The organism is Empedobacter stercoris (assembly GCF_020281205.1).
Classification (GTDB): domain Bacteria; phylum Bacteroidota; class Bacteroidia; order Flavobacteriales; family Weeksellaceae; genus Empedobacter; species Empedobacter stercoris.
The window spans coordinates 121,412-143,764 of the sequence record NZ_JACXZC010000002.1 but is presented as its reverse complement, the minus strand read 5'-3'; the positions used below and the strand labels follow the sequence as shown (position 1 = coordinate 143,764).

Below are 22,353 nucleotides of genomic sequence, written 5' to 3'. Positions count from 1 at the left end.
ATATATTAAATAATTAAATTGAGAAAAATGATTAAACTCTTCTCTTTTTAGGTGGACGACATCCATTATGTGGTAATGGAGTAACATCAACGATTTCAGAAACCTCGATACCACCGTTATGAATTGTTCTAATAGCAGATTCACGACCTTGACCTGGTCCTTTCACGAATACTTTAACTCTTCTTAATCCTGCTTCGTATGCAACTGTTGTTGCATCTTGAGCAGCTACTTGAGCAGCGTAAGGCGTGTTCTTTTTAGATCCACGGAATCCCATTTTACCTGCTGAAGACCAAGAGATAACTTCACCGTTTTTGTTCGTTAATGTAACGATAACGTTGTTAAACGATGCTTGAATATGAGCTTGTCCAGTAGCTTCAATAACTACTTTTCTTTTCTTTACTACTTTCTGATTTTTTGCCATGATCCTATTTATTATTTAGTGGCTTTTTTCTTGTTAGCAACTGTTTTCTTTTTACCTTTTCTTGTACGTGAGTTATTTTTTGTTCTTTGACCACGTAATGGTAAACCTAATCTGTGACGAATACCTCTCTGACATCCTATATCCATTAAACGTTTGATGTTTAATTGGATTTCTGATCTTAATTCACCTTCAACTTTGAAAGTTTCATTGATCGATGCACGGATTGCGTTGATTTCTTCATCAGTCCATTCGCTAACTTTAGTATCTTCTGAGATATTGTTCTCAGCTAAGATTTTAGAAGCACTGCTTCTTCCGATCCCGTAAATGTATGTAAGTCCGATTACCCCTCTTTTATTTTTAGGTAAATCTACACCTGAAATTCTTGCCATAATTCTAAATAATTAACCTTGTCTTTGTTTAAACTTAGGATTCTTTTTGTTGATCACATACAAACGTCCTTTACGACGCACAATTTTACAGTCAGCACTTCTCTTTTTAATGGATGCTCTAATTTTCATCTTTGTAAATTTATTTATAATCCGATAGAGTTAACGTATTTACATTAACTCTATCACCAGTCGTTATTATTTCTTTTAGTATCTATAAGATATTCTACCTTTTGATAAATCGTAAGGAGACATCTCTATTTTAACTCTATCACCTGGTAATAATTTAATATAGTGCATTCGCATTTTACCAGATATGTTACATGTTACAACATGCCCATTTTCTAATTCGACACGAAACATTGCATTAGATAATGCTTCTGTAATCGTACCGTCTTGTTCAATATGTTTTTGTTTAGCCATAAATCTTTTTAATAAAATCTTATTAGATATCTCTTGAAGTTCTACCTGAAGACATTAAACCATCGTAACGGTGATTTAATAAATATGTATTAATTTGTTGTACAGTATCTAAGATAACGCCCACCATAATTAACATTGATGTACCTCCAAAGAACATTGCAAAGCTTTGTTCTACACCTAATAATTTTACAATCGCTGGCAAAACAGCAAGCAAAGTTAGTAAAATTGCTCCAGGTAACGTAATTTTTGATAAAATTTCGTCTAAATAATTTGCAGTTTCTTTTCCAGGACGGATTCCAGGGATGATTCCTCCGTTACGTTTTAGATCTTCAGCCATTTGGTTTACTGGGATTGTAATCGCAGTATAGAAATATGTGAAGATAATAATTAATAATCCGAAGATTAGATTGTATTCCCATGTAAATGGATCAGCCATTTTTGCAAAAAATGCTTTCACGGCACTTCCTTCGTCTAAGAAATAACTTGCTAATGTTCCTGGTAAAAACATAATTGCTTGCGCAAAAATAATAGGCATTACACCTGCCGCATTTACTTTTAGAGGAATATAAGAACGTACAGAATCTGTAACAGATCTCATATAAGAACTACTAGAAGTTTGCGCTCTTCTTACATATTGCACAGGTACTTTACGCACAGCTGCAACAATCATAATACACATTGCAATAACTAGGATTAACCCTACCATTTCTATCAAGAAGAAAATACCATTTGAATCGTCAACTTCAAATGCATTGAAAACTGCTTTAGGTAAATCGGCTAAGATACCAATCATAATTAAGATTGAAATACCGTTACCTATACCTTTGTCTGTAATTTTTTCTCCCATCCACATGGCAAAGACTGTCCCCGTAATCAAAATGATTGTTGAAGGAAACCAGAACCAAAAATTTGTTGGAGGAATAACATAAATAGCGTATGACGAAGCTGGATCGTAAGGTAAAATCTGAGAAGTAATTAACGTTAAATATGCTGGTGCTTGTACTAAACATATACCTATCGTTAACCACCTTGTAATTTGATTTACTTTATTTCTTCCACTTTCTCCTTCTTTTTGTAGTTTTTGGATGTAAGGTACTGCTAATCCCATCAATTGTACAACAATTGAAGCAGAGATATAAGGCATAATCCCTAACGCAAATACGGAAGCTCTACTAAAAGAACCTCCGGTAAAAGAGTTTAATAATCCTAAAATTCCTGAATTTGCATTTGTTTGGTCTGCAACAAAACGATTAACCTCGTTAATATCGACACCTGGAAGTGGAATATGAGAACCGAATCTATAAACCAACAATAGAAGGATAGTTACAAGTAACTTATCCTTCAATTCTTTTATGCTCCAGATATTTTTTATGGTCTGTATAAACCCTTTCATCTATAAAATATATTCTTAAGCGTTAACTAATTCTACTTTACCTCCTGCTTTCTCAATAGCTTCTTGAGCTGATTGAGAGAATTTATCAGCAGTTACATTAACAGCAGCTTTCAACTCTCCACGACCTAAAATTTTCACTAAGTCATTTTTGTGAGCTAAACCTAATTCTACTAATGTTTCTTTGTTTAAAGTATCTGTAATTTTATTGTTGTCAACTAATTGTTGAATTGTGTCTAAATTGATTCCAGTGTACTCAACACGGTTGATGTTTGTGAAACCAAATTTAGGTAAACGTCTTTGTAAAGGCATTTGCCCACCCTCGAAACCGATTTTTCTTGAATAACCAGAACGAGATTTAGCACCTTTGTGTCCACGACCTGCAGTCAAACCGTTTCCACTACCTTCACCTCTACCTTTACGGAATTTATTTTGTACTGAACCAGCAGCTGGTTTTAAATTACTTAAATTCATTTTTAATAATTTTTAAAAGGTTAAAGCGATTAAGCTCTTTCTACTACTACTAAGTGTGAGATTTTACGAATCATTCCTTCGATTTGAGGAGTTGATTCGTGCTCTACTACTTGATTCAACTTTCTTAAACCTAAAGCAACTAATGTAGCTTTTTGAGATTTATCACGGTTGATTGCACTACGTGTTTGTTTTACTCTTACTTTGCTCATTTTACTTTTTTTTATCCGTTGAACACTTTAGTTACAGAAATACCTCTTTGACGTGCAATAGTTTCTACAGAACGTAAGCTTAATAAAGCGCTGAATGTAGCTTTTACTGCATTGTGAGGGTTAGAAGAACCTTTTGATTTTGATAATACATCATGTACACCAACTGATTCTAATACCGCACGTACTGTACCACCTGCAATTACTCCTGTACCTTTTGCTGCTGGACGGATGAATACTTGTGCACCACCGAAACGAGCTTCTTGAGCGTGAGGAATTGTATTGTTAAATAATGGGATACGTACTAAGTTTTTCTTAGCATCTTCGATAGCTTTAGCGATTGCAGATGCTACGTCTTTAGATTTCCCTAATCCGTAACCTACTACTCCGTTTCCGTCACCTACTACTACGATTGCTGAGAAACCAAATGCTCTACCTCCTTTTGTTACTTTAGTAACACGTTGTACTCCAACTAAACGATCTTTTAAATCTAAACCTGTTGGTTTTACTCTTTCTACGTTTTTAAATCCTAACATAATTTCTTTCTCTTTTTTAGAATTTTAATCCACCTTCTCTAGCACCGTCTGCTAAAGCTTTGATTCTACCATGATACACGAAACCGTTACGATCAAAAACGACAGTTTCAATTCCTTTTGCGATAGCTTTTGCAGCTAAAGCTTTACCAACTGATACAGAAACTTCAGATTTTGTACCTTCTACAGCAACACCTTTTTCACGAGATGATGCAGAAGCTAAAGTTACTCCATTGTTATCGTCAATAATTTGAGCGTAAATTTCTTTGTTAGAACGGTAAACTGACAAACGAGGTTTAGTTTCTGTTCCAAAAATATTTCGACGCACGCGTCTTTTTATTTTTTGTCTTTTTTCTACTTTAGATAATGCCATTTTTCAATGATTTTTATGCAGATTTACCTGCTTTTCTTCTAATAATTTCTCCTACGAACTTAATTCCTTTTCCTTTGTAAGGCTCTGGCTTACGGTAAGAACGGATTTTAGCTACAACCATTCCTAATAATTGATTATCATGTGATGATAATGTAATAATAGGGCTTTTACCTTTCTCTGTTAAAGTTTCAACTTTAACTTCTGTTGGTAATTCGATAATGATGTTGTGAGAGAAACCTAATGACAAATCTAATTTTTGTCCTTGGTTAGAAGCTCTATACCCAACCCCAACTAATTCTAATTGTTTTTTGAAACCTTCAGTAACACCGATAATCATGTTATTGATTAATGCACGGTACAAACCATGTAAAGCTTTGTTATCTTTAGAATCATTTGGACGAACTACAGTTAAAACTCCGTCTTCGATAGTTACATCAAATCCTTCGTTTAACTCTCTTGTCATTGTAATGTTGTTACCTTTAACCGTAACTACGTTATCTTTAAATTCAACAGTCGCTGCTGCAGGAATGTTGATATGTGCGTGTCCTATTCTTGACATAATTTCTTAATTTTTTAAAAGATTAATAAACAAAACATAAAACTTCACCACCTACATTCTCTTGACGAGCTTGTTTATCTGTCATAACTCCTTTAGAAGTTGAAATAATAGCAACACCTAATCCGTTTAAAACACGAGGTAATTCTTTAGATCCTGCGTATTGACGTAAACCTGGAGTAGATGCTCTTTTTATTTTACGGATAGCTGGCTCTTTAGTTACTTTGTCGTACTTTAAAGCGATTTTGATTGTTCCTTGAGGTTTGTCTTGTCCTTCGAATTTGTAGTTCAAGATGTAACCTTGTTCAAATAAGATCTTAGTGATCTCTTTTTTAATTTTAGATGCAGGGATTTCCACTACTTTGTGTCCTGCCATCATTGCATTTCTAACGCGTGTTAGAAAATCTGAAATTGGGTCTGTATACATAATATAATTCTATAGTATAGCGCTGTTGCACTACTTTTAAAATTAAAGTTTCACCAAAATGCACTATGCATTTGGGTTGCAAATATATTGCATATTTTTTAATTACAAACTATTTATCTCAATAATTTATTTTTAATCCATTAAGGCATAAGCGAAACCTTGTTATAGTGTTATTAAAAATATTTCTTATAAAGGAATTGATTAAAAAAAAATCCTTACTCAATAAAAGAGTAAGGATTTAATATTTCTAAAGCGTTTGGTAGATTACCAAGATGCTTTTTTAACACCTGGGATTAACCCTTCGTTTGCCATTTCACGGAATGTAACACGAGAGATCCCGAAAGTTCTCATGTATCCTTTTGGACGACCTGTTAATTTACAACGGTTGTGTAAACGTACAGGAGAAGCGTTTTTAGGTAATTTTTGTAATGCTTCGTAGTCACCAGCTTCTAATAAAGCTTGACGTTTCGCAGCATACTTAGCAACTAATGCTTGTCTTTTGCGCTCACGCGCTTTCATTGATTCTTTAGCCATGACTTCTTATTTTTCTTTTGTAAATGGTAATCCGAATTTAGCTAATAAAGCTTTCGCTTCTTTATCTGTATTCGCTGAAGTTACAAAGGTAATATCTAAACCTTGAATTTTCTTGATTTTATCAATATTAATTTCTGGGAAGATAATTTGCTCTTTGATACCTAAGTTATAGTTACCTCTACCGTCGAAACCTGTAGAAGAAATACCGTTAAAATCACGTACACGAGGTAAAGCTGCAGATACTAAACGATCTAAGAATTCGTACATTTTCTCACCACGTAAAGTTACACGAGCACCAATTGGCATTCCTTTACGTAATTTGAAAGCTGCTTCGTCTTTCTTAGAAATTGTTCCTACTGCTTTTTGACCTGTGATTAATTCTAACTCTTCGATAGCGTAATCAACGATTTTTTTGTCAGCTGTAGCAGCACCTAAACCTTGAGATAATACAATTTTCTCTAATTTAGGAACTTGCATAATAGATTTGTACCCGAACTCTTCTTTAAGAGCAGCTACAATCTCTTCTTTATATTTAACCTGCGGACGAGGTGTGTATGTTGTTGTACTCATTCTTAAATAGCTTTACCAGATTTTTTAGCAATTCTTACTTTTTTACCTCCTTCTTCTTTTATTGCTACTTTCGTTGCTTTTCCAGTTTCAGGATCTACTAAAGCCAATTTACATAAATAGATTTGAGCTTCTTTTTCAACAACTCCACCTTGTGGATTTTGTGCGCTTGGCTTTACACGTTTTTTTGCAATATTAACCCCTTCAACGATAGCTTTAGCTTTGTCAGGGAATACGCGTAACACAGTACCAGTTTGTCCTTTTGAAGAACCTGATAATACGACTACTTTGTCTCCTTTTTTAATTTTTAACTTTGCCATGTTGTTCTATTATAATACCTCTGGGGCTAATGATACAATTTTCATATATTCTTTATCACGTAACTCACGAGCAACTGGACCGAATACACGAGTTCCACGCATTTCTCCTTGAGTGTTCAATAATACACATGCATTATCGTCGAAACGGATATATGAACCGTCTTTTCTACGAACTTCTTTTTTAGTTCTAACTACAACAGCTTTTGATACAGCACCTTTTTTAACGTTTCCTGCAGGTGTAGCTTCCTTGATTGCAACTACGATTTTGTCACCTACTGATGCGTATCTTTTTTTAGTACCACCTAAAACGCGGATTACTAATGCTTCACGAGCTCCTGTGTTATCTGCAACTTTTAATCTAGATTCTTGTTGTAACATAACTTATATTATTTAGCTCTTTCAATGATTTCTACTAATCTCCATCTCTTGTTTTTAGACAAAGGACGAGTTTCCATGATACGCACTGTGTCACCTTCGTTACATTCGTTAGATTCGTCGTGCGCTGTATATTTCTTCGTTTTTAAAACGAATTTCCCATAAAATGGGTGCTTTTGTTTCTTCGTTTCAGCTACAACAATGGTTTTTTCCATTTTGTTAGATGTAACTAAACCTACTCTTTCTTTTCTTAATTTTCTTTCCATCAGTTACAGATTACTGTTATGATTGTTTTTCGTTTAACACGGTATTCAAACGAGCAATTGTTCTGCGTAAGTCTCTAATACCGATTGGATTTGCTACAGGAGAAACAGCGTTCGTCAATTTCAATTGATCGTAGTTCGCTTGTTCTTCAGCTATTTTAGCTTGTAACTCCTCTACACTTAGATTTCTAATATCTGCTGCTTTCATTTTTTCTTAATTTTTGAAATTATTAATTTTGGAAATCACGTGCAACGATAAACTTAGTCTTAACAGGTAACTTCTGAGCTGCTAAACGCAATGCTTCAGATGCAACCTCTACTGGCACACCTCCTACTTCGAATAAGATACGACCTGGTTGTACAGGAGCTACCCAATATTCTGGTGCACCTTTACCTTTCCCCATACGTACCTCTGCTGGTTTCTTAGTAATTGGTTTATCTGGAAATATTTTAATCCATAATTGACCCTCTCTCTTCATGAAACGAGTTGCAGCAATACGAGCTGCCTCGATTTGACGTGCTGTAATAAACGCTTCGTCTAAAGATTTGATCCCGAAAGTTCCGTAAGCTAATTGAGTTCCTCTGTGAGAAACACCTTTCATCTTACCTTTTTGGGTTTTTCTAAACTTTACTCTTCTCGGTGATAACATATCTACTTAATTCTTTATGTTAGTTGTTAAACTAAATTATCGCTTTCTATTATTAGATCTCTCACCTCCTTTTCTGTTGTTATCAGATTTTTTTTGTTTTTTCTGTAAACCAACTAATGGAGATAATTCTCTCTTACCATATACCTCACCTTTCATGATCCATACTTTGATCCCTAATCGACCGTAAGTTGTATGAGCTTCTGAAATGTGGTAATCAATGTCTGCACGGAATGTAGACAAAGGAATACGTCCGTCTTTATAAGTTTCAGAACGTGCCATCTCTGCACCGTTTAAACGACCAGAGATTTGAACTTTAATTCCTTCAGCGTTCATTCTCATTGCAGATTGAATAGCCATTTTGATTGCACGACGGTAAGAAATACGATTTTCAATTTGACGAGCGATACTATCACCTACTAAGATTGCATCTAATTCTGGTCTCTTAATTTCGAAGATGTTAATTTGAACCTCTTTACCAGTGATTTTCTTTAACTCTTCTTTTAATTTGTCAACTTCTTGTCCACCTTTACCAATGATGATACCTGGACGAGCAGTAGTTACTGTAACTGTAACTAATTTTAAAGTACGATCAATATAAATACGAGAAACACCGGCTTTAGATAAACGCGCTCTTAAATAAGTACGAATTTTTGCATCTTCTGCAATTTTATCACCGTAATCATTTCCACCGTACCAGTTAGAATCCCATCCTCTGATGATTCCTAAACGATTTCCGATTGGATTAGTTTTTTGTCCCATATCTATTAATCTTGTACTTTTTGTTTATCTTCTTTAGTTCCTAAAACCAAAGTCACATGGTTTGAACGTTTTCTGATTCTATGTGCTCTACCTTGAGGAGCAGTACGAATTCTTTTTAATTGACGTGCACTGTCAACAGAGATTTCTTTTACATATAATCCAGCTTCTTCTACATCAGCTCCTTCGTTTTTGATTTGCCAGTTAGCGATAGCGCTTAATAACAATTTTTCTAAACGGATTGAAGCGTGGTTTTTAGTATATTTTAAAATACCTAAAGCTTTTTGAATTTCAACTCCACGGATAATATCTACTACTAATCTCATCTTACGAGGAGAAGTAGGAACATTATTTAATTTCGCAAAAGCCAACTGCTTGTTAGCTTCTTTGATTTTTTCGTTACTTAATCTTTTTCTAGATCCCATGGCCTTCTACTATTTTTTTCCTTTGTTTTTAGCTCCGGCATGACCTCTAAAAGTACGTGTAGGAGCGAACTCACCTAATTTATGACCTACCATATTCTCAGTTACATAAACTGGGATAAATTGTTTCCCGTTGTGTACTGCGATAGTTTGACCAACAAAATCAGGAGAAATCATAGATGCTCTTGACCATGTTTTGATCACGTTTTTGCTACCCGCTTCTACGTTAGCTAAAACTTTCTTTTCTAATTTATAGTGGATGAATGGTCCTTTTTTTAATGAACGTGCCATAAATTATTTTTTTCTTCTTTCAACAATATATTTGTTAGACGCTTTCTTTTTGTCACGAGTTTTGTAACCTTTAGCTGGAATACCGTTACGAGAACGAGGAATACCTCCTGTCGCACGACCTTCACCACCACCCATTGGGTGATCAACTGGGTTCATAACCATTGCACGAGTTCTTGGACGACGACCTTGCCATCTTGAACGTCCTGCTTTACCAGAAACTTCTAACTGATGATCTGTGTTAGAAACAACACCTACTGTTGCTTTACACTCCACTAAAATCATTCTTGATTCACCACTTGGTAACTTAACGATAGCATATTTACCATCACGCGCAACTAATTGAGCATAAGTACCTGCACTTCTTGCCATAACCGCTCCTTGCCCTGGACGTAACTCAATACAAGAGATTACTGTACCTAATGGGATGTTTTTAAGCTTCATAGCATTACCTACTTCTGGTTCTACGTTATCTCCTGAAACAATTACTTGTCCAGCTTTCAAACCATTTTGAGCAATAATGTAACGTTTTTCACCATCTTCATAAGATAATAAAGCGATGAATGCAGTTCTGTTTGGATCGTACTGTACAGATTCTACAGTTGCAGCACCTTCTTTATCACGTTTGAAGTCGATGATACGATATTTTTGTTTGTGTCCACCACCGATATAACGCATTGTCATTTTACCAGTGTTGTTACGTCCACCCGATTTAGATTTTCCTTCAACTAATGTCTTTTCTGGCTTAGCACCTTTGTCTACTGCCGCAAATTCATTAACCACTCTAAAACGTTGTCCCGGGGTGATAGGTTTTAATTTTCTTACTGACATTTTTTAATTCTTAAATTATCCGAACAACTCTATTTCTTGACCTTCAGCTAAGCTAACGATCGCTTTTTTCAACTTATTTGTTTTTCCAGTTTGAAAACCTGTTTTTGTGTAACGAGTTTTCACTTTTGGAGCAGAAACTAAAGTACTAACAGAAACCACAGATACACCGTACGTTTTTTCTACAGCTTCTTTGATTTGAATTTTGTTAGCTTTTGTGTCTACATAAAACGAATATTGCCCTAATAACTCACTGTTATTTGTAGCTTTTTCTGAAATTACTGGTTTAATTATGATTCCCATTTTCTTCGTCTTATTTTGTTAAATTTTCTTGAACTGTTGCTAAAGAACCTTCTAAAAATACGATTTGAGAAGCATTGATTAAATCAAATACATTTAATTCCTCAGTTGTAACAACTTTAACTTTTTGCAAGTTACGAGAAGATAAATATACATTGTTATTAGACTCTCCTAATACGAATAAAGATTTTGTGTTCTCTAATCCTAAATCAGCTAAAACTGTTTTGAACTCTTTCGTTTTTGGAGCTTCAAATGAGAAGTTCTCAACAACTTTGATTTCGTTCTCAGCTAATTTTTGTGATAACACAGATTTTTTAGCTAATCTCTTTTGTGCTTTATTTAATTTGAAAGAATAGTTTCTTGGACGTGGCCCAAAAATTCTTCCTCCTCCTCTAAACACTGGAGATTTAATAGAACCTGCACGAGCTGTACCAGTTCCTTTTTGTTTTTTGATTTTACGAGTAGATCCCGCAATCTCAGCTCTTTCTTTTGCTTTGTGAGTTCCTTGGCGTTGAGCTGCTAAATATTGCTTAACTTCTAAGTACACTGTGTGTGTAGAAGGCTCAATTCCGAAAACTGCCTCGTCTAAAGATACTGTTCTTCCAGTTTCTTGACCTTTGATGTTTAATACTACTACTTCCATCTTCTAACGATTACGTATGAATTTTTAGGACCTGGGATAGCACCTTTAACAATTAAAAGATTTTTCTCAGTATCCACTTTAAGTACTTTTAAGTTCTGAACAGTAACTTGTTTACCACCCATTCTTCCAGCCATACGCATTCCTTTGAATACACGAGATGGATCTGAACCAGCACCGATAGAACCTGGAGCTCTTAAACGGTTATGTTGACCGTGTGTAGCTTGACCTACTCCACCGAAACCATGACGTTTAACTACACCTTGGAAACCTTTTCCTTTTGAAGTACCTGTAACACTTACAAATTCTCCTTCGTTGAATAACTCAACGTTAACTTCTCCTCCTAATGTTAAAGAGTTTACGAATTCTTCACCGTAAAACTCAACTAACTTACGTTTTGGAGTAGTTCCTGCTTTTTTAAAGTGACCTTTTAAAGCATTAGTCGTGTTTTTTTCTTTTGCGTCATCGAAACCAAGTTGAGCAGCAACGTACCCATCTTTCTCTACGGTTCTGACTTGAGTAACCACACATGGCCCAGCTTCTACGATAGTCACAGGAATATTTTTCCCGTTCTCATCAAATAAGCTAGTCATCGCGATTTTTTTACCAATGATACCTGACATTTGATTAAAATATGTTAATAATTTGTTTATTATTTTAGAGAATGTGCACTTTCGAACACTAGAGATCTTCTCTAAAATTAGCATGCAAATGTAAGAATTATTTTGTAAACCACAAACTTTCAATTAATTATTTTTCAAAAGATTACAAACCGAGAAAAACAATGTTAAAAACTGATTCCAAATATATCTTACAAAAAAGCCTCGAGATGTGCACGTCTCGAGGCTTATATTTATTTAAAGCGTTGTTTAACTACACTTTAATTTCTACTTCAACACCACTAGGTAATTCTAATTTCATCAAAGCATCAACTGTTTTAGATGAAGATGAATAGATGTCTAATAATCTTTTGTGAGCTGATAATTGAAATTGCTCACGAGATTTTTTGTTTACGTGTGGAGATCTTAAAACTGTAAAGATTCTTTTGTGAGTTGGTAATGGAATAGGACCATTCACAACAGCTCCTGTCGCTTTAACAGTTTTTACGATTTTTTCAGCTGATTTATCAACTAAAGAATAATCGTAAGATTTTAATTTTATTCTAATTTTTTGACTCATTTTTCTTGAATTAAGCGTTACCTTTTGCTTTAGCGATTACAGCTTCAGCCACGTTTGTTGGCGCTGGAGCATAGTGATCGAATTCCATAGTCGATGTAGCACGACCAGAAGATAATGTACGTAATGATGTTACGTATCCGAACATTTCTGCTAATGGAACCATAGCTTTAATAACTTTTGCGTTATTTCTATCATCCATACCAGAAACTTGTCCACGTCTTCTGTTCAAGTCACCAACGATGTCACCCATGTTTTCTTCTGGAGTTAAAACCTCTAACTTCATGATAGGCTCTAAAATTTGAGCACCTGCAGCTTTAGCAGCAGCTTTGTAACCCATTTGAGCAGCTAACTCGAAAGATAATTGGTCAGAATCCACAGGGTGGAAAGATCCATCTTTTAAAGTAACTTTTAACGAATCCATTTCGAATCCTGCTAAAGGCCCATTCTTCATTGCAGCTTTGAAACCTTTTTCAATAGAAGGGATAAATTCTTTTGGAACGTTACCACCTTTAATCTCAGAAACGAATTCTAAACCTGTTTTACCTTCATCTGCTGGTCCCATTGTGAAAACGATATCAGCAAATTTACCACGTCCACCAGATTGTTTTTTGTAAACTTCACGGTGATCTGCTGGTCTTGAGAATGATTCTTTGTACTCTACTTGAGGCTCACCTTGGTTAACCTCTACTTTGAATTCACGTTTTAAACGGTCAACGATGATGTCTAAGTGTAACTCACCCATACCAGAAATAACTGTTTGACCTGAAGCCTCATCAGTTTTTACTTGGAATGTTGGGTCTTCTTCAGCTAATTTAGCTAAAGCCATACCTAATTTATCAACGTCTGCTTTTGTTTTAGGCTCAACTGCGATACCAATTACTGGATCTGGGAAGTCCATAGACTCTAATACGATAGGTGCTTTTTCATCACATAAAGTATCTCCTGTTTTGATATCTTTGAATCCTACTGCAGCTCCAATGTCACCAGCTTCGATGTATTCGATTGGCTCTTGTTTTTGAGCGTGCATTTGGAAGATACGAGAAATACGTTCTTTATTACCAGAACGAGTATTTAACACGTATGAACCCGCATCTAAGTGTCCAGAATAAGCACGGAAGAAAGCTAAACGACCTACGAATGGGTCAGTAGCAATTTTAAATGCTAATGCTGAGAACGGCTCATCTACAGATGGTTTTCTAGAGATTTCCTCATCTGTTTTTGGATCTGTCCCTGGAATCGCTTCTTTGTCCATCGGAGATGGTAAGTAACGACAAACAGCATCTAACATGAACTGTACACCTTTGTTTTTGAACGAAGATCCACAAGTCATTGGGATGATAGACATATCTAATGTTGCAGCACGTAATGCAGTGTGAACTTCTTCTTCAGTAATAGAGTTTTCGTCCTCCATATACTTTTCTAATAAGTTCTCATCGTATGCAGCAATTTCTTCGATTAATTGACCACGGAATTGTCTTACATCGTCAACCATATCAGCTGGGATTTCAACAACATCAAATGTAGAACCATGATTCTCATCATGCCATACAATTGCACGGTTTTTAATTAAATCTACAACTCCTTTAAAATCTGCTTCGTCACCGATTGGTAAAACGATAGGAACAGCATTTGACCCTAACATTTCACGTACTTGACGACAAACATTTAAGAAGTCAGCTCCTTGACGGTCCATTTTGTTAACGAAACCTAAACGAGGAACTTTGTAGTTATCTGCTAAACGCCAGTTTGTTTCAGACTGAGGTTCAACTCCATCTACTGCTGAAAATAAGAAAACTAAACCGTCTAAAACGCGCAAAGAACGGTTTACCTCTACTGTAAAGTCAACGTGACCAGGAGTGTCGATAATATTAAAGTGGTACCCTTTAGCGTCTGGTAATGGTTTACCTTGTTCTGTTGGGAATGTCCAATCAACTGTAACAGCTGCAGAAGTAATTGTAATACCTCTTTCTGCCTCTTGTTCCATCCAGTCAGTTGTAGCAGATCCTTCGTGAGTTTCTCCTAATTTGTGATTCTTACCTGAATAGAATAAGATACGTTCTGTTGTTGTAGTTTTTCCTGCATCGATGTGCGCAGCAATACCAATATTTCTTGTGTATTTTAAATCTCTTGCCATCGTGTATTAGAATCTAAAGTGAGAGAATGCTTTGTTAGCTTCTGCCATTTTGTGAGTATCTTGACGTTTTTTAACGGCAGATCCTTCTTCTTTAGCAGCTGCAATAATTTCTCCAGCTAATTTTTGAGCCATCGATTTCTCGTTTCTATTACGAGAATATTTGATTAACCATTTCATTGCTGTTGAAATTTTACGATCTGGGCGAATTTCCATTGGAATTTGGAATGTAGCTCCACCAACACGGCGAGAACGTACTTCTACGTGAGGCATTACATTAGATAATGCTTCTTTCCAAATGTCTAATGAAGTTTTTTCAGCATCTTCTTTGCGAGAATCTACGATTTCTAACGCATCATAAAAGATTTTGAATGCTACAGATTTTTTTCCGTCGTACATTAAGTTGTTTACGAAACGAGTTACTAACTGATCATTAAATTTAGGATCCGGAAGTAAAGGTCTTTTTTTAGCTCTTGTCTTTCTCATCTTACCTTAAATTTATTTTTTAGCATCTTTAGGACGTTTCGCTCCATACTTACTTCTACGTTGAGTACGTCCGTTTACTCCCGCAGTATCTAACGCTCCACGTACAATGTGGTAACGCACACCTGGTAAATCTTTAACTCTACCTCCTCTAACCAATACTATCGAGTGCTCTTGAAGATTATGACCTTCACCACCGATGTACGCGTTAACTTCTTTCCCGTTTGTTAATCTAACACGAGCAACTTTACGCATTGCTGAGTTAGGTTTCTTAGGAGTTGTAGTGTAAACACGTGTACAAACACCGCGGCGTTGTGGACATGATTCCAATGCAGCCGATTTACTCTTCTTGGTTAGTTTTTTTCTACCTTTTCTAACTAATTGTTGAATTGTTGGCATACTAATAAATTTCCTTTTAAATTTGGATTAAACCCATTTTTTGGGCATGCAAATCTACAATTAATTTTTCAAAAACAAAATATATTTCGTTTTTTTCTATTGATTTTGATACTTTTAAAAAAACATTTAGAGTTAAATTTACATTAGTAACAATTAATTAACATTAAATATAAATAAAACATAGAATTTTGCACTTTATGTATTTTTAAAACATTTTCATGGAACTCATATTTATCATTATCCTTGTCACAGTCGTTCTATTAGCCATTTTAGACATTATGGTAGGAGTTAGTAATGATGCTGTTAATTTTTTAAATTCAGCGATAGGATCTAAAGCTGCAAGTTTTAGAACAATTATGATAATCGCATCATTCGGTTTACTGATTGGTGCAGTTTTTTCAAGTGGAATGATGGAAATTGCCCGAAGTGGGATTTTCACTCCCTCCATGTTTACATTTTATGATGTAATGATTATTTTCTTAGCAGTGATGATTGCCGATGTTATTCTTTTAGATTTATTTAACTACATTGGTTTTCCTACTTCAACAACCGTTTCTATTATCTTCGAATTATTAGGCGCTGCAACCTGCTTAGCTTTAATAAAAGTTATTACAAATGACGACTCATTCATTACAATACTTAATTATATCAATACAGAAAAAGCATCTGAAATTGTTTTTAGCATTATACTTTCTGTCTTTTTATCTTTCTTATTAGGTTCGATTATACAATACATCACACGTTTAATCTTTACATTCAACTCAGAAGCTCGCATCAAAAAATATGGAGGAATTTTTGGAGGAATTGCAATTACAGCAATTTCATTTTTCTTATTAATCAAAGGAGCTAAAAACTTAACCTTCTTAAGTGGAGATATTAAAAGTTGGATTTCAGCTAATCAAATTTTATTGATCGGAATTAATTTTGTTTTATGGACAATTGTTTCACAAATTTTAATCTACTTTAAAGTCAATATTTTACGAATCATTATCCTTATCGGGACATTCGCATTAGCTTTAGCTTTTGCTGGAAATGATTTGGTTAACTTTATTGGTGTACCAATTGCCGCTATTCAGTCTTACGATATTTTCACAGCCTCTGGCGTTACAGATCCAACAGGATTTATGATGGGAGATTTAGCAAATAATGATATTGTTGCTCCGCCCTACTATTTAGTAATTGCAGGTCTTATCATGATTGTAACACTTTGGACATCGAAGAAAGCACGAAATGTAATTGAAACAGAACTTAATTTAAGTAAACAAAACGACGGAGAAGAAAAATTTAGACCTAACTTCTTATCACGTGGAATTGTTCGAGCTGTAATTATATTAGGAGGTTTGATTGATAAAATTTTACCTAAATCATTGCAATTAAAAGTAGACAAACGTTTCGAAAATCCGAAAAAAAATCTTTCTATCAAAGATCAAACAACTGATGAAGAAGCTTTTGATATGATTCGTGCTTCAATCAATTTAATTGTCGCTTCAATCTTAATTTCGATCGGAACATCGATGAAGTTACCTTTATCTACAACTTACGTTACTTTTATGGTTGCAATGGGTTCATCATTTGCAGACCGTGCATGGGATAGAGATAGTGCTGTTTTCCGTGTAGCAGGAGTATTCAACGTTATTGGAGGATGGTTTTTAACTGGTATTTCTGCATTCACAATGGCTGCTATTGTTGCCGTAATTATGTTCTTTGGACAAGCGTACGGTATTATCGGAATGATTTTGTTATTAGGATTTATCTTATTCAAATCAAATCAAAGCTACAAGAAAAAGAAGAAGGAAAAAGAGGAAATTATGATCAGTTTTACAGAAGAAGATATTGATTCTATTCAAAAAATCTTTACGAAAAACAAAAAACAGATCAGCAAAGCTTTATCAAAATCAGCATATAGTTTTGAATTAAGTATTCGCGGAATCGAATTTGAAAACCTAACGCACGCAGCAGAAAATAAAAAGAAAATCAAGAAATTAATCAGTTCTATCGAAGAATTAAAATCTAATTTCTATCGTATTTTGCGTGATATGGATAGAGAAAATATTAACTCGTGTAAAGTATTCGTGCAATCTTTTGGCTATTTACAAAATATCACGACGAGTATCAATTTTATCAACACATCCATTCATACCTATATCTATAACAATCATCGTAAGTTAAACGAAGAACAATTAATTGATTTAAAATCAATTAATATTGAGTACAAAAAATTATTAAATCATACTTCTAAGAGTTTTGCGAATAACAATTTGAATGAATTGGAATCATTTGATAATTTGCGCCAATCGATTGACAATAAAATTTCGATTGCATTGAATAATCAAATTGAACGCATACAACAAGAAAACGTCAGTCAAAAAAGTTCGACATTATATTTCACTATCCTTACAGAAGTAGAATATACGGTTGACAGAATCGAAAAAATAGTTCGTTTATATATCGATATTGACAAACAAATTAATGACTAATAAGTTAAATGATTTAAACCATATTAATTTTACATTAACTTAACATTAATTACTTTAATTTTGCACCTCAAAACATTATTTAAATGTCGGTAAACTCATTTTTCAAATTATTTACTCCAAAGGATAAGGTATTTTATCCTTTGTTTGAGGAGGCTTCAAAAAGTTTAATCAAATTAGCTGAGTTGTTACATGAATGTGTAAATGCTCCAATTGAGGAACGCGAAGATTACATTGCTCAAATATCTAAAATCGAAAGTAAAATTGAATATTTAACTCAAAAAACAAATATAGAGTTAAGCAAAAATTTTATTACTCCTTTTGACAGAGAAGATATTTACCAATTGGTAAAATCGATTGATTATGTTGCTGACAATTTGAATGGCGCAGCAAATCGCATCAATATTTATCAAGTTGATAAAATCACGAAGTCTATTCGTAAAATTACGGCTGTTAATTTAGAAGCTTGTCAATTAATCGGTGAAGGAATCGAGCAGTTGAAAGATTTGAGAAACGTGAATCGTATTTACGAAATTTGTGAACGTATCAATAAGTTAGAAAACAAATCTGATCGTATTTTTGATAAAGCAGTACAAGAAATTTTCGAAAACGAAACAGATGTTAAAAACATCATCAAATACAAAGAGGTTTTATCTTCTTTAGAATCTGCTACAGATAAATGTAAGAGTGTTGCAAATGTATTAGAAGCAGTAGCAGTTAAACATTCGTAAAATTAAATCTTAAACATTAAGATATGACTGAATTTTTCACAGCGTTTTCGAGCATGCTCACGTCTACGCCAGGAATCTTATTGATTACTATTATCTTCTTAGCATTTGTTTTTGATTATATTAATGGTTTTCATGACGCTGCAAATTCTATTGCGACAATTGTTGCAACTAAGGTTTTAACCCCTTTCCAAGCTGTTTTATGGGCTGCTGTATTTAACTTTGCTGCCTACTTTATTTCAGTTTATTGGATTGGAGAATTTAAAATCGGTAATACGATTGCTAAATCAGTAAATGAGAACTTTATTACTTTAGAAGTTATTCTTGCTGGAATTATCGCTGCCATTTCATGGAATCTTTTGACTTGGAAATTCGGTATACCATCTTCTTCTTCTCATACATTGATTGGAGGATTTATTGGTGCTGCACTTGCGCACGCAGGAGGTTTTTCAGCAGGCGGAGAAGATGTGATTGTTTACAAAAAAGTAATTCCAATTATTTGCTTTATCGTTTTAGCACCTTTAATCGGTATGATTATCGCATCGATTTTAACCATTCTTACACTTCATATTTGTAAAAAAGCAAAACCCGCAAGAGCTGAATGGTGGTTCAAGAAATTACAATTAGTCTCTTCTGCCCTATTCTCTTTAGGACACGGTATGAATGATGCGCAAAAAGTAATGGGTATCATTGGAGCTGCAGTGATTTTTTACCATATGAATGTGGATTTTGATCCAGAATACATGCAAGCTGAAGATAAATTTCAGTATTTTGTTGCGCATTGGGGATGGGTTCCTATTACATCTTTTATCGTAATCGCTTTAGGTACGATGGGTGGAGGATGGAAAATCATCAAAACAATGGGATCTAAGATTACAAAAGTTACACCATTAGAAGGTGTAGTTGCTGAAACTTCTGGTGCAATGACACTTTACATTTCTGAACATTTCGGAATCCCAGTTTCTACAACACATACCATCACAGGATCTATCATTGGTGTTGGTTTAACAAAACGTGTTTCTGCAGTACGTTGGGGAGTAACAATTAGTTTACTTTGGGCATGGGTACTAACCATTCCAGTTTCAGCGCTATTAGCTGCATTAATTTACTACGTTGTCACATTATTTATATAACACATTATATTTCTAAAGGAGCTTAAAATTAAGCTCCTTTTTTATTTAAAATATTTTTACAAAATCGACATTTTAAAATTAAGAAATTGTTAAATTTGCGCAATGCAACTAACTGTATTATTTATCATTATCGGCTTAGCCATTTTATTTGATTTCTTGAATGGTTTTCATGATGCCGCAAACTCTATTGCAACAGTCGTTACAACTAAAGTACTCACTCCAATTCAAGCAGTTATTTGGGCTGCATTTTTCAACTTTGTTGCCTTTTTCATAGCAAAATATATCATCGGAGAATTTGGAGTCGCAGATACAATCGCTAAAATTATTAAAGAAGATGTCGTTGTAGCATTTGGATCTAATCCATCTGTTGTCGTTATGGCCGCACTATCTGCTGCAATTACTTGGAATATTTTAACATGGAAATTAGGTATTCCTTCCTCTTCCTCGCATACGTTAATTGGAGGATTAGCTGGAGGTGCTTTAGCTGCAACTGGTTTCGATTTTTCAGCTGTTAACAGTACAATTATTTTAACCATAATTGCTTTCATCTTTGTTGCACCGATTATTGGTTTAATTGCCGGAAACGTAATTTACATTATCACACTTAATCTTTGTAGAAATGCTAAACCACATAAAGCTGATGCATGGTTCAAAAAATTGCAATTGCTTTCTTCTGCTATGCTAAGTATTGGTCATGGATTAAATGATTCGCAAAAAGTAATGGGAGTAATCACGTTCGCTTTACTTGCAAACCAAACTGCCATTGCAAATACTGATATGAATGACTGGGTTTTGAATGATATCTTTCATTGGAAAGATTGGTTCATCACTTCAAGTAGTACTGATATTCATGATTGGGTGCCAATTTTATGTTTCTCCGCAATCGCTTTAGGAACATTAGGAGGAGGAATGAAAATTCTTAAAACAATGGGTAACAAAATTACAAAAATAACCCCTATCGAAGGTTTTACTGCACAAACAGCTTCAGCAATTACATTATTCTTTACAGAACACATCAAAATGCCTGTATCAACAACACACGTTATCACAGGCTCTATCATTGGTGTTGGAATGGTGAAAAGAGTTTCTGCTGTTCGTTGGGGTGTAACAATAAGTTTACTTTGGGCTTGGATTTTGACAATTCCTGTTTCTGCACTTATAGCAAGTGGTTTTTACTACTTATTCTCATTATTTTTCTAAAAACAATAATTTAAAACATAATAAAATAGGCTGCCAATTTGGGCAGCCTATTTTGATTTAATTAATCATCATCTTCAGAGATATTTTTTATTTTATCTTGAAGAATAGGATAATTTTCAAACATTATTTCTTTGATTGTACTATCCATATTCAAAGCATTTCGTAATGCTTCATTTCCTAATTGCTCCTCATCAATCAAATAATAAACATTACTTAATTGATAGAAAAATTCGGCACGGTTAAAATTCTTCAAAGCACCTATTAATAAAATCTCAATTGCTTGTTCATATTCGCCAATTGCAATTAAAGTTTCTACATACGCAAACCATGTATTAAAAACAAGAGGTTTTAGTTCAACTAATTTTGCTAAACATCTTACTGCTTCCTCAAACTTCATTTGTTTCAAGAAATAATAAACTGAATTGGTGTAATATTCAGAATTATCGTCACTTAATTCAATGGCGCGTTGAATGTAATATTCTGCTCCATCCAAATTTCCCATCTTATCATACAAAGCGGCAGATTTTGCCCAAGCTTTATCCAATTGTGGATCTTCTTTTATCGCAATATGATAGGCTTTTAGGGCTTTTTGAGGTTTTTCTAATTTCTCGTATAATTCACCAATTTTAAAATACGTCACAGCTGGAAAATCATCAAATTCTAAAGTTTCTTCTAATATCTCAATAGCTTTATTGAAATTTTTCAATTCCTCATAAGAAAGCGCTTTATTCGCATGACCAGCTATAGAACTTGGATTTATTGCAATCACATAATCTAAAGCATTTATGGCTTCTTTATACATTTTTTTGTGATTATACAACATACCAAGTTGCAACCAAGCAACTTCTGAATAAGGGTTATCATCGATAAAATCCTGCAAGAAATCAATGCATTCATCTGGATTATGAATATCTTCGAAACATTGTATGATCGAATAAAAAGAATAATCATTTTCTGGATTAAATTTTAATGCCTTTCTAAATGCGATTAAAGCTGAATAAACCTCATCTAAATTCAAGTATTCATTCCCGATACAATTGCAAATAAAATCTGTTTCTTCGTCATCTATCAACAATGCATCTTCGTAAAAGCCAATGGCTTTTCGAGGCATATTTTTCATTCCCCAAAAACGTGCCTGTACCAATAAATAATCCAATTCATTAGCAGCAACTTCTTCCAGATCTTGAATTAATTTCGCCGAACGTTTCAACTCATTAATCAAAAGTAGATATTCTATCTTCTTGATCTTGATTTCTACATTTTCGGGATGCATTTTTTCTGCGAAATCCAATGCACGTTTGGCATATTCGCTATCATTTACTTCAATGTAGAATTCAATTATTTCAACCAAATCTTCCGAATCGTAATATTTATACTCACGATTCTCAAGCATTTGTTCAAAACGTTCAATCAGTTCGTTATTAAAAAAATCTTCGTCCATAATATCAAACTAATTTACAAAATAAAATGTGCAAAATTCACAACGAATTGTTA

Annotated in this window: 34 protein-coding genes; 4 read left to right on the top strand and 30 right to left on the bottom strand. The window is 34.2% G+C overall.

Annotated elements, in window-relative coordinates:
* Positions 1–31: 31 nt before the first annotated feature.
* The 29 genes from rpsK to rpsL form a co-directional block, all read right to left on the bottom strand.
* On the bottom strand, positions 32–421 hold the full coding sequence (gene rpsK, locus IF125_RS01825) for a 30S ribosomal protein S11 (protein ID WP_019974178.1): 390 nt from the start codon (positions 419–421) through the stop codon (positions 32–34).
* 11 nt (positions 422–432) lie between these two features.
* Entirely contained in the window at positions 433–810 is a 378-nt protein-coding gene (gene rpsM, locus IF125_RS01820; RefSeq protein WP_038335547.1) for a 30S ribosomal protein S13, read from the bottom strand.
* A gap of 12 nt (positions 811–822) precedes the next feature.
* On the bottom strand, positions 823–939 hold the full coding sequence (gene ykgO, locus IF125_RS01815) for a type B 50S ribosomal protein L36 (RefSeq protein ID WP_013598490.1): 117 nt from the start codon (positions 937–939) through the stop codon (positions 823–825).
* A 75-nt stretch (positions 940–1,014) separates the two neighbouring features.
* Positions 1,015–1,230 (bottom strand): translation initiation factor IF-1, encoded by a 216-nt coding sequence (gene infA / locus IF125_RS01810; protein ID WP_171623153.1) that lies wholly within the window; start codon positions 1,228–1,230, stop codon positions 1,015–1,017.
* Positions 1,231–1,252: 22 nt separating this feature from the next.
* The gene (gene secY, locus IF125_RS01805) at positions 1,253–2,623 is read right to left on the bottom strand and encodes a preprotein translocase subunit SecY (RefSeq protein ID WP_171623152.1); all 1,371 of its coding nucleotides are present in this window, start codon (positions 2,621–2,623) and stop codon (positions 1,253–1,255) included.
* Between the two features lie 15 nt (positions 2,624–2,638).
* The gene (rplO, locus tag IF125_RS01800) at positions 2,639–3,094 is read right to left on the bottom strand and encodes a 50S ribosomal protein L15 (RefSeq protein WP_171623151.1); all 456 of its coding nucleotides are present in this window, start codon (positions 3,092–3,094) and stop codon (positions 2,639–2,641) included.
* A gap of 29 nt (positions 3,095–3,123) precedes the next feature.
* The gene (rpmD, locus tag IF125_RS01795; RefSeq protein ID WP_135835261.1) at positions 3,124–3,303 is read right to left on the bottom strand and encodes a 50S ribosomal protein L30; all 180 of its coding nucleotides are present in this window, start codon (positions 3,301–3,303) and stop codon (positions 3,124–3,126) included.
* 11 nt (positions 3,304–3,314) lie between these two features.
* Positions 3,315–3,836 (bottom strand): 30S ribosomal protein S5, encoded by a 522-nt coding sequence (rpsE, locus tag IF125_RS01790; protein ID WP_171623150.1) that lies wholly within the window; start codon positions 3,834–3,836, stop codon positions 3,315–3,317.
* Positions 3,837–3,852: 16 nt separating this feature from the next.
* Entirely contained in the window at positions 3,853–4,206 is a 354-nt protein-coding gene (gene rplR / locus IF125_RS01785; protein ID WP_114999013.1) for a 50S ribosomal protein L18, read from the bottom strand.
* 13 nt (positions 4,207–4,219) lie between these two features.
* On the bottom strand, positions 4,220–4,765 hold the full coding sequence (rplF, locus tag IF125_RS01780; protein WP_171623149.1) for a 50S ribosomal protein L6: 546 nt from the start codon (positions 4,763–4,765) through the stop codon (positions 4,220–4,222).
* A gap of 22 nt (positions 4,766–4,787) precedes the next feature.
* Positions 4,788–5,189, bottom strand: coding sequence for a 30S ribosomal protein S8 (gene rpsH, locus IF125_RS01775; RefSeq protein WP_135835489.1), 402 nt, complete (start codon positions 5,187–5,189; stop codon positions 4,788–4,790).
* Positions 5,190–5,453: 264 nt separating this feature from the next.
* Positions 5,454–5,723 (bottom strand): 30S ribosomal protein S14, encoded by a 270-nt coding sequence (gene rpsN, locus IF125_RS01770; protein ID WP_135835265.1) that lies wholly within the window; start codon positions 5,721–5,723, stop codon positions 5,454–5,456.
* 6 nt (positions 5,724–5,729) lie between these two features.
* Positions 5,730–6,293, bottom strand: coding sequence for a 50S ribosomal protein L5 (rplE, locus tag IF125_RS01765; protein ID WP_188319624.1), 564 nt, complete (start codon positions 6,291–6,293; stop codon positions 5,730–5,732).
* 2 nt (positions 6,294–6,295) lie between these two features.
* Complete coding sequence (rplX, locus tag IF125_RS01760; protein WP_171623147.1) at positions 6,296–6,610, bottom strand: 50S ribosomal protein L24; 315 nt, start codon at positions 6,608–6,610, stop codon at positions 6,296–6,298.
* A 9-nt stretch (positions 6,611–6,619) separates the two neighbouring features.
* Positions 6,620–6,988: a 50S ribosomal protein L14 gene (gene rplN / locus IF125_RS01755; protein ID WP_171623146.1), complete on the bottom strand. Its 369-nt coding sequence runs from the start codon at positions 6,986–6,988 to the stop codon at positions 6,620–6,622.
* A gap of 8 nt (positions 6,989–6,996) precedes the next feature.
* Entirely contained in the window at positions 6,997–7,251 is a 255-nt protein-coding gene (gene rpsQ / locus IF125_RS01750) for a 30S ribosomal protein S17 (RefSeq protein ID WP_171623145.1), read from the bottom strand.
* A gap of 16 nt (positions 7,252–7,267) precedes the next feature.
* On the bottom strand, positions 7,268–7,456 hold the full coding sequence (gene rpmC, locus IF125_RS01745) for a 50S ribosomal protein L29 (RefSeq protein WP_038335494.1): 189 nt from the start codon (positions 7,454–7,456) through the stop codon (positions 7,268–7,270).
* A 22-nt stretch (positions 7,457–7,478) separates the two neighbouring features.
* On the bottom strand, positions 7,479–7,898 hold the full coding sequence (gene rplP / locus IF125_RS01740) for a 50S ribosomal protein L16 (protein ID WP_171623144.1): 420 nt from the start codon (positions 7,896–7,898) through the stop codon (positions 7,479–7,481).
* Between the two features lie 36 nt (positions 7,899–7,934).
* A complete protein-coding gene (rpsC, locus tag IF125_RS01735; protein ID WP_019974200.1) occupies positions 7,935–8,657 on the bottom strand; it encodes a 30S ribosomal protein S3 in 723 nt (240 codons plus the stop codon).
* A gap of 5 nt (positions 8,658–8,662) precedes the next feature.
* Positions 8,663–9,079, bottom strand: coding sequence for a 50S ribosomal protein L22 (gene rplV, locus IF125_RS01730; protein ID WP_171623143.1), 417 nt, complete (start codon positions 9,077–9,079; stop codon positions 8,663–8,665).
* Between the two features lie 9 nt (positions 9,080–9,088).
* On the bottom strand, positions 9,089–9,367 hold the full coding sequence (rpsS, locus tag IF125_RS01725; protein ID WP_171623142.1) for a 30S ribosomal protein S19: 279 nt from the start codon (positions 9,365–9,367) through the stop codon (positions 9,089–9,091).
* A 3-nt stretch (positions 9,368–9,370) separates the two neighbouring features.
* Entirely contained in the window at positions 9,371–10,195 is an 825-nt protein-coding gene (gene rplB / locus IF125_RS01720) for a 50S ribosomal protein L2 (RefSeq protein ID WP_225541310.1), read from the bottom strand.
* Between the two features lie 15 nt (positions 10,196–10,210).
* Complete coding sequence (gene rplW, locus IF125_RS01715; protein ID WP_038335466.1) at positions 10,211–10,495, bottom strand: 50S ribosomal protein L23; 285 nt, start codon at positions 10,493–10,495, stop codon at positions 10,211–10,213.
* Positions 10,496–10,505: 10 nt separating this feature from the next.
* Positions 10,506–11,135: a 50S ribosomal protein L4 gene (gene rplD / locus IF125_RS01710; RefSeq protein ID WP_171623139.1), complete on the bottom strand. Its 630-nt coding sequence runs from the start codon at positions 11,133–11,135 to the stop codon at positions 10,506–10,508.
* Positions 11,126–11,755 (bottom strand): 50S ribosomal protein L3, encoded by a 630-nt coding sequence (gene rplC, locus IF125_RS01705; RefSeq protein WP_026357390.1) that lies wholly within the window; start codon positions 11,753–11,755, stop codon positions 11,126–11,128. Before rplC ends, rplD begins: the two co-directional genes overlap by 10 nt.
* 250 nt (positions 11,756–12,005) lie before the next feature.
* Positions 12,006–12,311, bottom strand: coding sequence for a 30S ribosomal protein S10 (gene rpsJ / locus IF125_RS01700; RefSeq protein ID WP_019974208.1), 306 nt, complete (start codon positions 12,309–12,311; stop codon positions 12,006–12,008).
* Positions 12,312–12,321: 10 nt separating this feature from the next.
* Positions 12,322–14,445, bottom strand: coding sequence for an elongation factor G (fusA, locus tag IF125_RS01695; protein WP_225541309.1), 2,124 nt, complete (start codon positions 14,443–14,445; stop codon positions 12,322–12,324).
* Positions 14,446–14,451: 6 nt separating this feature from the next.
* Positions 14,452–14,928 carry a 30S ribosomal protein S7 gene (gene rpsG / locus IF125_RS01690; RefSeq protein WP_019974210.1) on the bottom strand — a complete coding sequence of 159 codons (477 nt, stop codon included), beginning with the start codon at positions 14,926–14,928 and terminating at the stop codon, positions 14,452–14,454.
* Between the two features lie 12 nt (positions 14,929–14,940).
* A complete protein-coding gene (gene rpsL / locus IF125_RS01685; RefSeq protein WP_019974211.1) occupies positions 14,941–15,324 on the bottom strand; it encodes a 30S ribosomal protein S12 in 384 nt (127 codons plus the stop codon).
* Positions 15,325–15,542: 218 nt separating this feature from the next.
* Here rpsL and IF125_RS01680 point away from each other — a divergent pair, with 218 nt between their 5' ends.
* The 4 genes from IF125_RS01680 to IF125_RS01665 all read left to right on the top strand — a co-directional run bounded on the left by IF125_RS01680 (position 15,543) and on the right by IF125_RS01665 (position 20,859).
* On the top strand, positions 15,543–17,801 hold the full coding sequence (locus IF125_RS01680) for an inorganic phosphate transporter (RefSeq protein WP_225541308.1): 2,259 nt from the start codon (positions 15,543–15,545) through the stop codon (positions 17,799–17,801).
* A gap of 83 nt (positions 17,802–17,884) precedes the next feature.
* Positions 17,885–18,529: a DUF47 domain-containing protein gene (locus IF125_RS01675; protein ID WP_188319621.1), complete on the top strand. Its 645-nt coding sequence runs from the start codon at positions 17,885–17,887 to the stop codon at positions 18,527–18,529.
* Positions 18,530–18,552: 23 nt separating this feature from the next.
* Positions 18,553–19,659: an inorganic phosphate transporter gene (locus IF125_RS01670; RefSeq protein ID WP_225539827.1), complete on the top strand. Its 1,107-nt coding sequence runs from the start codon at positions 18,553–18,555 to the stop codon at positions 19,657–19,659.
* A 102-nt stretch (positions 19,660–19,761) separates the two neighbouring features.
* Complete coding sequence (locus IF125_RS01665) at positions 19,762–20,859, top strand: inorganic phosphate transporter (RefSeq protein ID WP_171623135.1); 1,098 nt, start codon at positions 19,762–19,764, stop codon at positions 20,857–20,859.
* A 61-nt stretch (positions 20,860–20,920) separates the two neighbouring features.
* Here IF125_RS01665 and IF125_RS01660 read toward each other — a convergent pair whose 3' ends face one another.
* Entirely contained in the window at positions 20,921–22,300 is a 1,380-nt protein-coding gene (locus IF125_RS01660) for a tetratricopeptide repeat protein (protein WP_225541307.1), read from the bottom strand.
* Positions 22,301–22,353 lie beyond the last annotated feature (53 nt).

What these genes read in the sequence shown, in the direction of transcription:
- rplN (WP_171623146.1), bottom strand. Translation starts at nt 6,988, where the DNA reads ATGTTACAACAAGAATCTAGATTAAAAGTTGCAGATAACACAGGAGCT.
- rplE (WP_188319624.1), bottom strand. Translation starts at nt 6,293, where the DNA reads ATGAGTACAACAACATACACACCTCGTCCGCAGGTTAAATATAAAGAA.
- rpsS (WP_171623142.1), bottom strand. Translation starts at nt 9,367, where the DNA reads ATGGCACGTTCATTAAAAAAAGGACCATTCATCCACTATAAATTAGAA.
- rpsH (WP_135835489.1), bottom strand. Translation starts at nt 5,189, where the DNA reads ATGTATACAGACCCAATTTCAGATTTTCTAACACGCGTTAGAAATGCA.
- rplR (WP_114999013.1), bottom strand. Translation starts at nt 4,206, where the DNA reads ATGGCATTATCTAAAGTAGAAAAAAGACAAAAAATAAAAAGACGCGTG.
- rplF (WP_171623149.1), bottom strand. Translation starts at nt 4,765, where the DNA reads ATGTCAAGAATAGGACACGCACATATCAACATTCCTGCAGCAGCGACT.
- rplO (WP_171623151.1), bottom strand. Translation starts at nt 3,094, where the DNA reads ATGAATTTAAGTAATTTAAAACCAGCTGCTGGTTCAGTACAAAATAAA.
- infA (WP_171623153.1), bottom strand. Translation starts at nt 1,230, where the DNA reads ATGGCTAAACAAAAACATATTGAACAAGACGGTACGATTACAGAAGCA.
- rpsN (WP_135835265.1), bottom strand. Translation starts at nt 5,723, where the DNA reads ATGGCTAAAGAATCAATGAAAGCGCGTGAGCGCAAAAGACAAGCATTA.
- rpsQ (WP_171623145.1), bottom strand. Translation starts at nt 7,251, where the DNA reads ATGGAAAGAAAATTAAGAAAAGAAAGAGTAGGTTTAGTTACATCTAAC.
- rpsE (WP_171623150.1), bottom strand. Translation starts at nt 3,836, where the DNA reads ATGTTAGGATTTAAAAACGTAGAAAGAGTAAAACCAACAGGTTTAGAT.
- rplP (WP_171623144.1), bottom strand. Translation starts at nt 7,898, where the DNA reads ATGTTATCACCGAGAAGAGTAAAGTTTAGAAAAACCCAAAAAGGTAAG.
- rplX (WP_171623147.1), bottom strand. Translation starts at nt 6,610, where the DNA reads ATGGCAAAGTTAAAAATTAAAAAAGGAGACAAAGTAGTCGTATTATCA.
- rplB (WP_225541310.1), bottom strand. Translation starts at nt 10,195, where the DNA reads ATGTCAGTAAGAAAATTAAAACCTATCACCCCGGGACAACGTTTTAGA.
- rpmD (WP_135835261.1), bottom strand. Translation starts at nt 3,303, where the DNA reads ATGAGCAAAGTAAGAGTAAAACAAACACGTAGTGCAATCAACCGTGAT.
- rpsJ (WP_019974208.1), bottom strand. Translation starts at nt 12,311, where the DNA reads ATGAGTCAAAAAATTAGAATAAAATTAAAATCTTACGATTATTCTTTA.
- IF125_RS01675 (WP_188319621.1), top strand. Translation starts at nt 17,885, where the DNA reads ATGTCGGTAAACTCATTTTTCAAATTATTTACTCCAAAGGATAAGGTA.
- fusA (WP_225541309.1), bottom strand. Translation starts at nt 14,445, where the DNA reads ATGGCAAGAGATTTAAAATACACAAGAAATATTGGTATTGCTGCGCAC.
- rplW (WP_038335466.1), bottom strand. Translation starts at nt 10,495, where the DNA reads ATGGGAATCATAATTAAACCAGTAATTTCAGAAAAAGCTACAAATAAC.
- rpsM (WP_038335547.1), bottom strand. Translation starts at nt 810, where the DNA reads ATGGCAAGAATTTCAGGTGTAGATTTACCTAAAAATAAAAGAGGGGTA.
- rpsC (WP_019974200.1), bottom strand. Translation starts at nt 8,657, where the DNA reads ATGGGACAAAAAACTAATCCAATCGGAAATCGTTTAGGAATCATCAGA.
- rpsL (WP_019974211.1), bottom strand. Translation starts at nt 15,324, where the DNA reads ATGCCAACAATTCAACAATTAGTTAGAAAAGGTAGAAAAAAACTAACC.
- secY (WP_171623152.1), bottom strand. Translation starts at nt 2,623, where the DNA reads ATGAAAGGGTTTATACAGACCATAAAAAATATCTGGAGCATAAAAGAA.
- IF125_RS01670 (WP_225539827.1), top strand. Translation starts at nt 18,553, where the DNA reads ATGACTGAATTTTTCACAGCGTTTTCGAGCATGCTCACGTCTACGCCA.
- rplV (WP_171623143.1), bottom strand. Translation starts at nt 9,079, where the DNA reads ATGGGATCTAGAAAAAGATTAAGTAACGAAAAAATCAAAGAAGCTAAC.
- rplC (WP_026357390.1), bottom strand. Translation starts at nt 11,755, where the DNA reads ATGTCAGGTATCATTGGTAAAAAAATCGCGATGACTAGCTTATTTGAT.
- IF125_RS01660 (WP_225541307.1), bottom strand. Translation starts at nt 22,300, where the DNA reads ATGGACGAAGATTTTTTTAATAACGAACTGATTGAACGTTTTGAACAA.
- ykgO (WP_013598490.1), bottom strand. Translation starts at nt 939, where the DNA reads ATGAAAATTAGAGCATCCATTAAAAAGAGAAGTGCTGACTGTAAAATT.
- IF125_RS01665 (WP_171623135.1), top strand. Translation starts at nt 19,762, where the DNA reads ATGCAACTAACTGTATTATTTATCATTATCGGCTTAGCCATTTTATTT.
- rplD (WP_171623139.1), bottom strand. Translation starts at nt 11,135, where the DNA reads ATGGAAGTAGTAGTATTAAACATCAAAGGTCAAGAAACTGGAAGAACA.
- IF125_RS01680 (WP_225541308.1), top strand. Translation starts at nt 15,543, where the DNA reads ATGGAACTCATATTTATCATTATCCTTGTCACAGTCGTTCTATTAGCC.
- rpsK (WP_019974178.1), bottom strand. Translation starts at nt 421, where the DNA reads ATGGCAAAAAATCAGAAAGTAGTAAAGAAAAGAAAAGTAGTTATTGAA.
- rpmC (WP_038335494.1), bottom strand. Translation starts at nt 7,456, where the DNA reads ATGAAAGCAGCAGATATTAGAAATCTAAGTGTAGAGGAGTTACAAGCT.
- rpsG (WP_019974210.1), bottom strand. Translation starts at nt 14,928, where the DNA reads ATGAGAAAGACAAGAGCTAAAAAAAGACCTTTACTTCCGGATCCTAAA.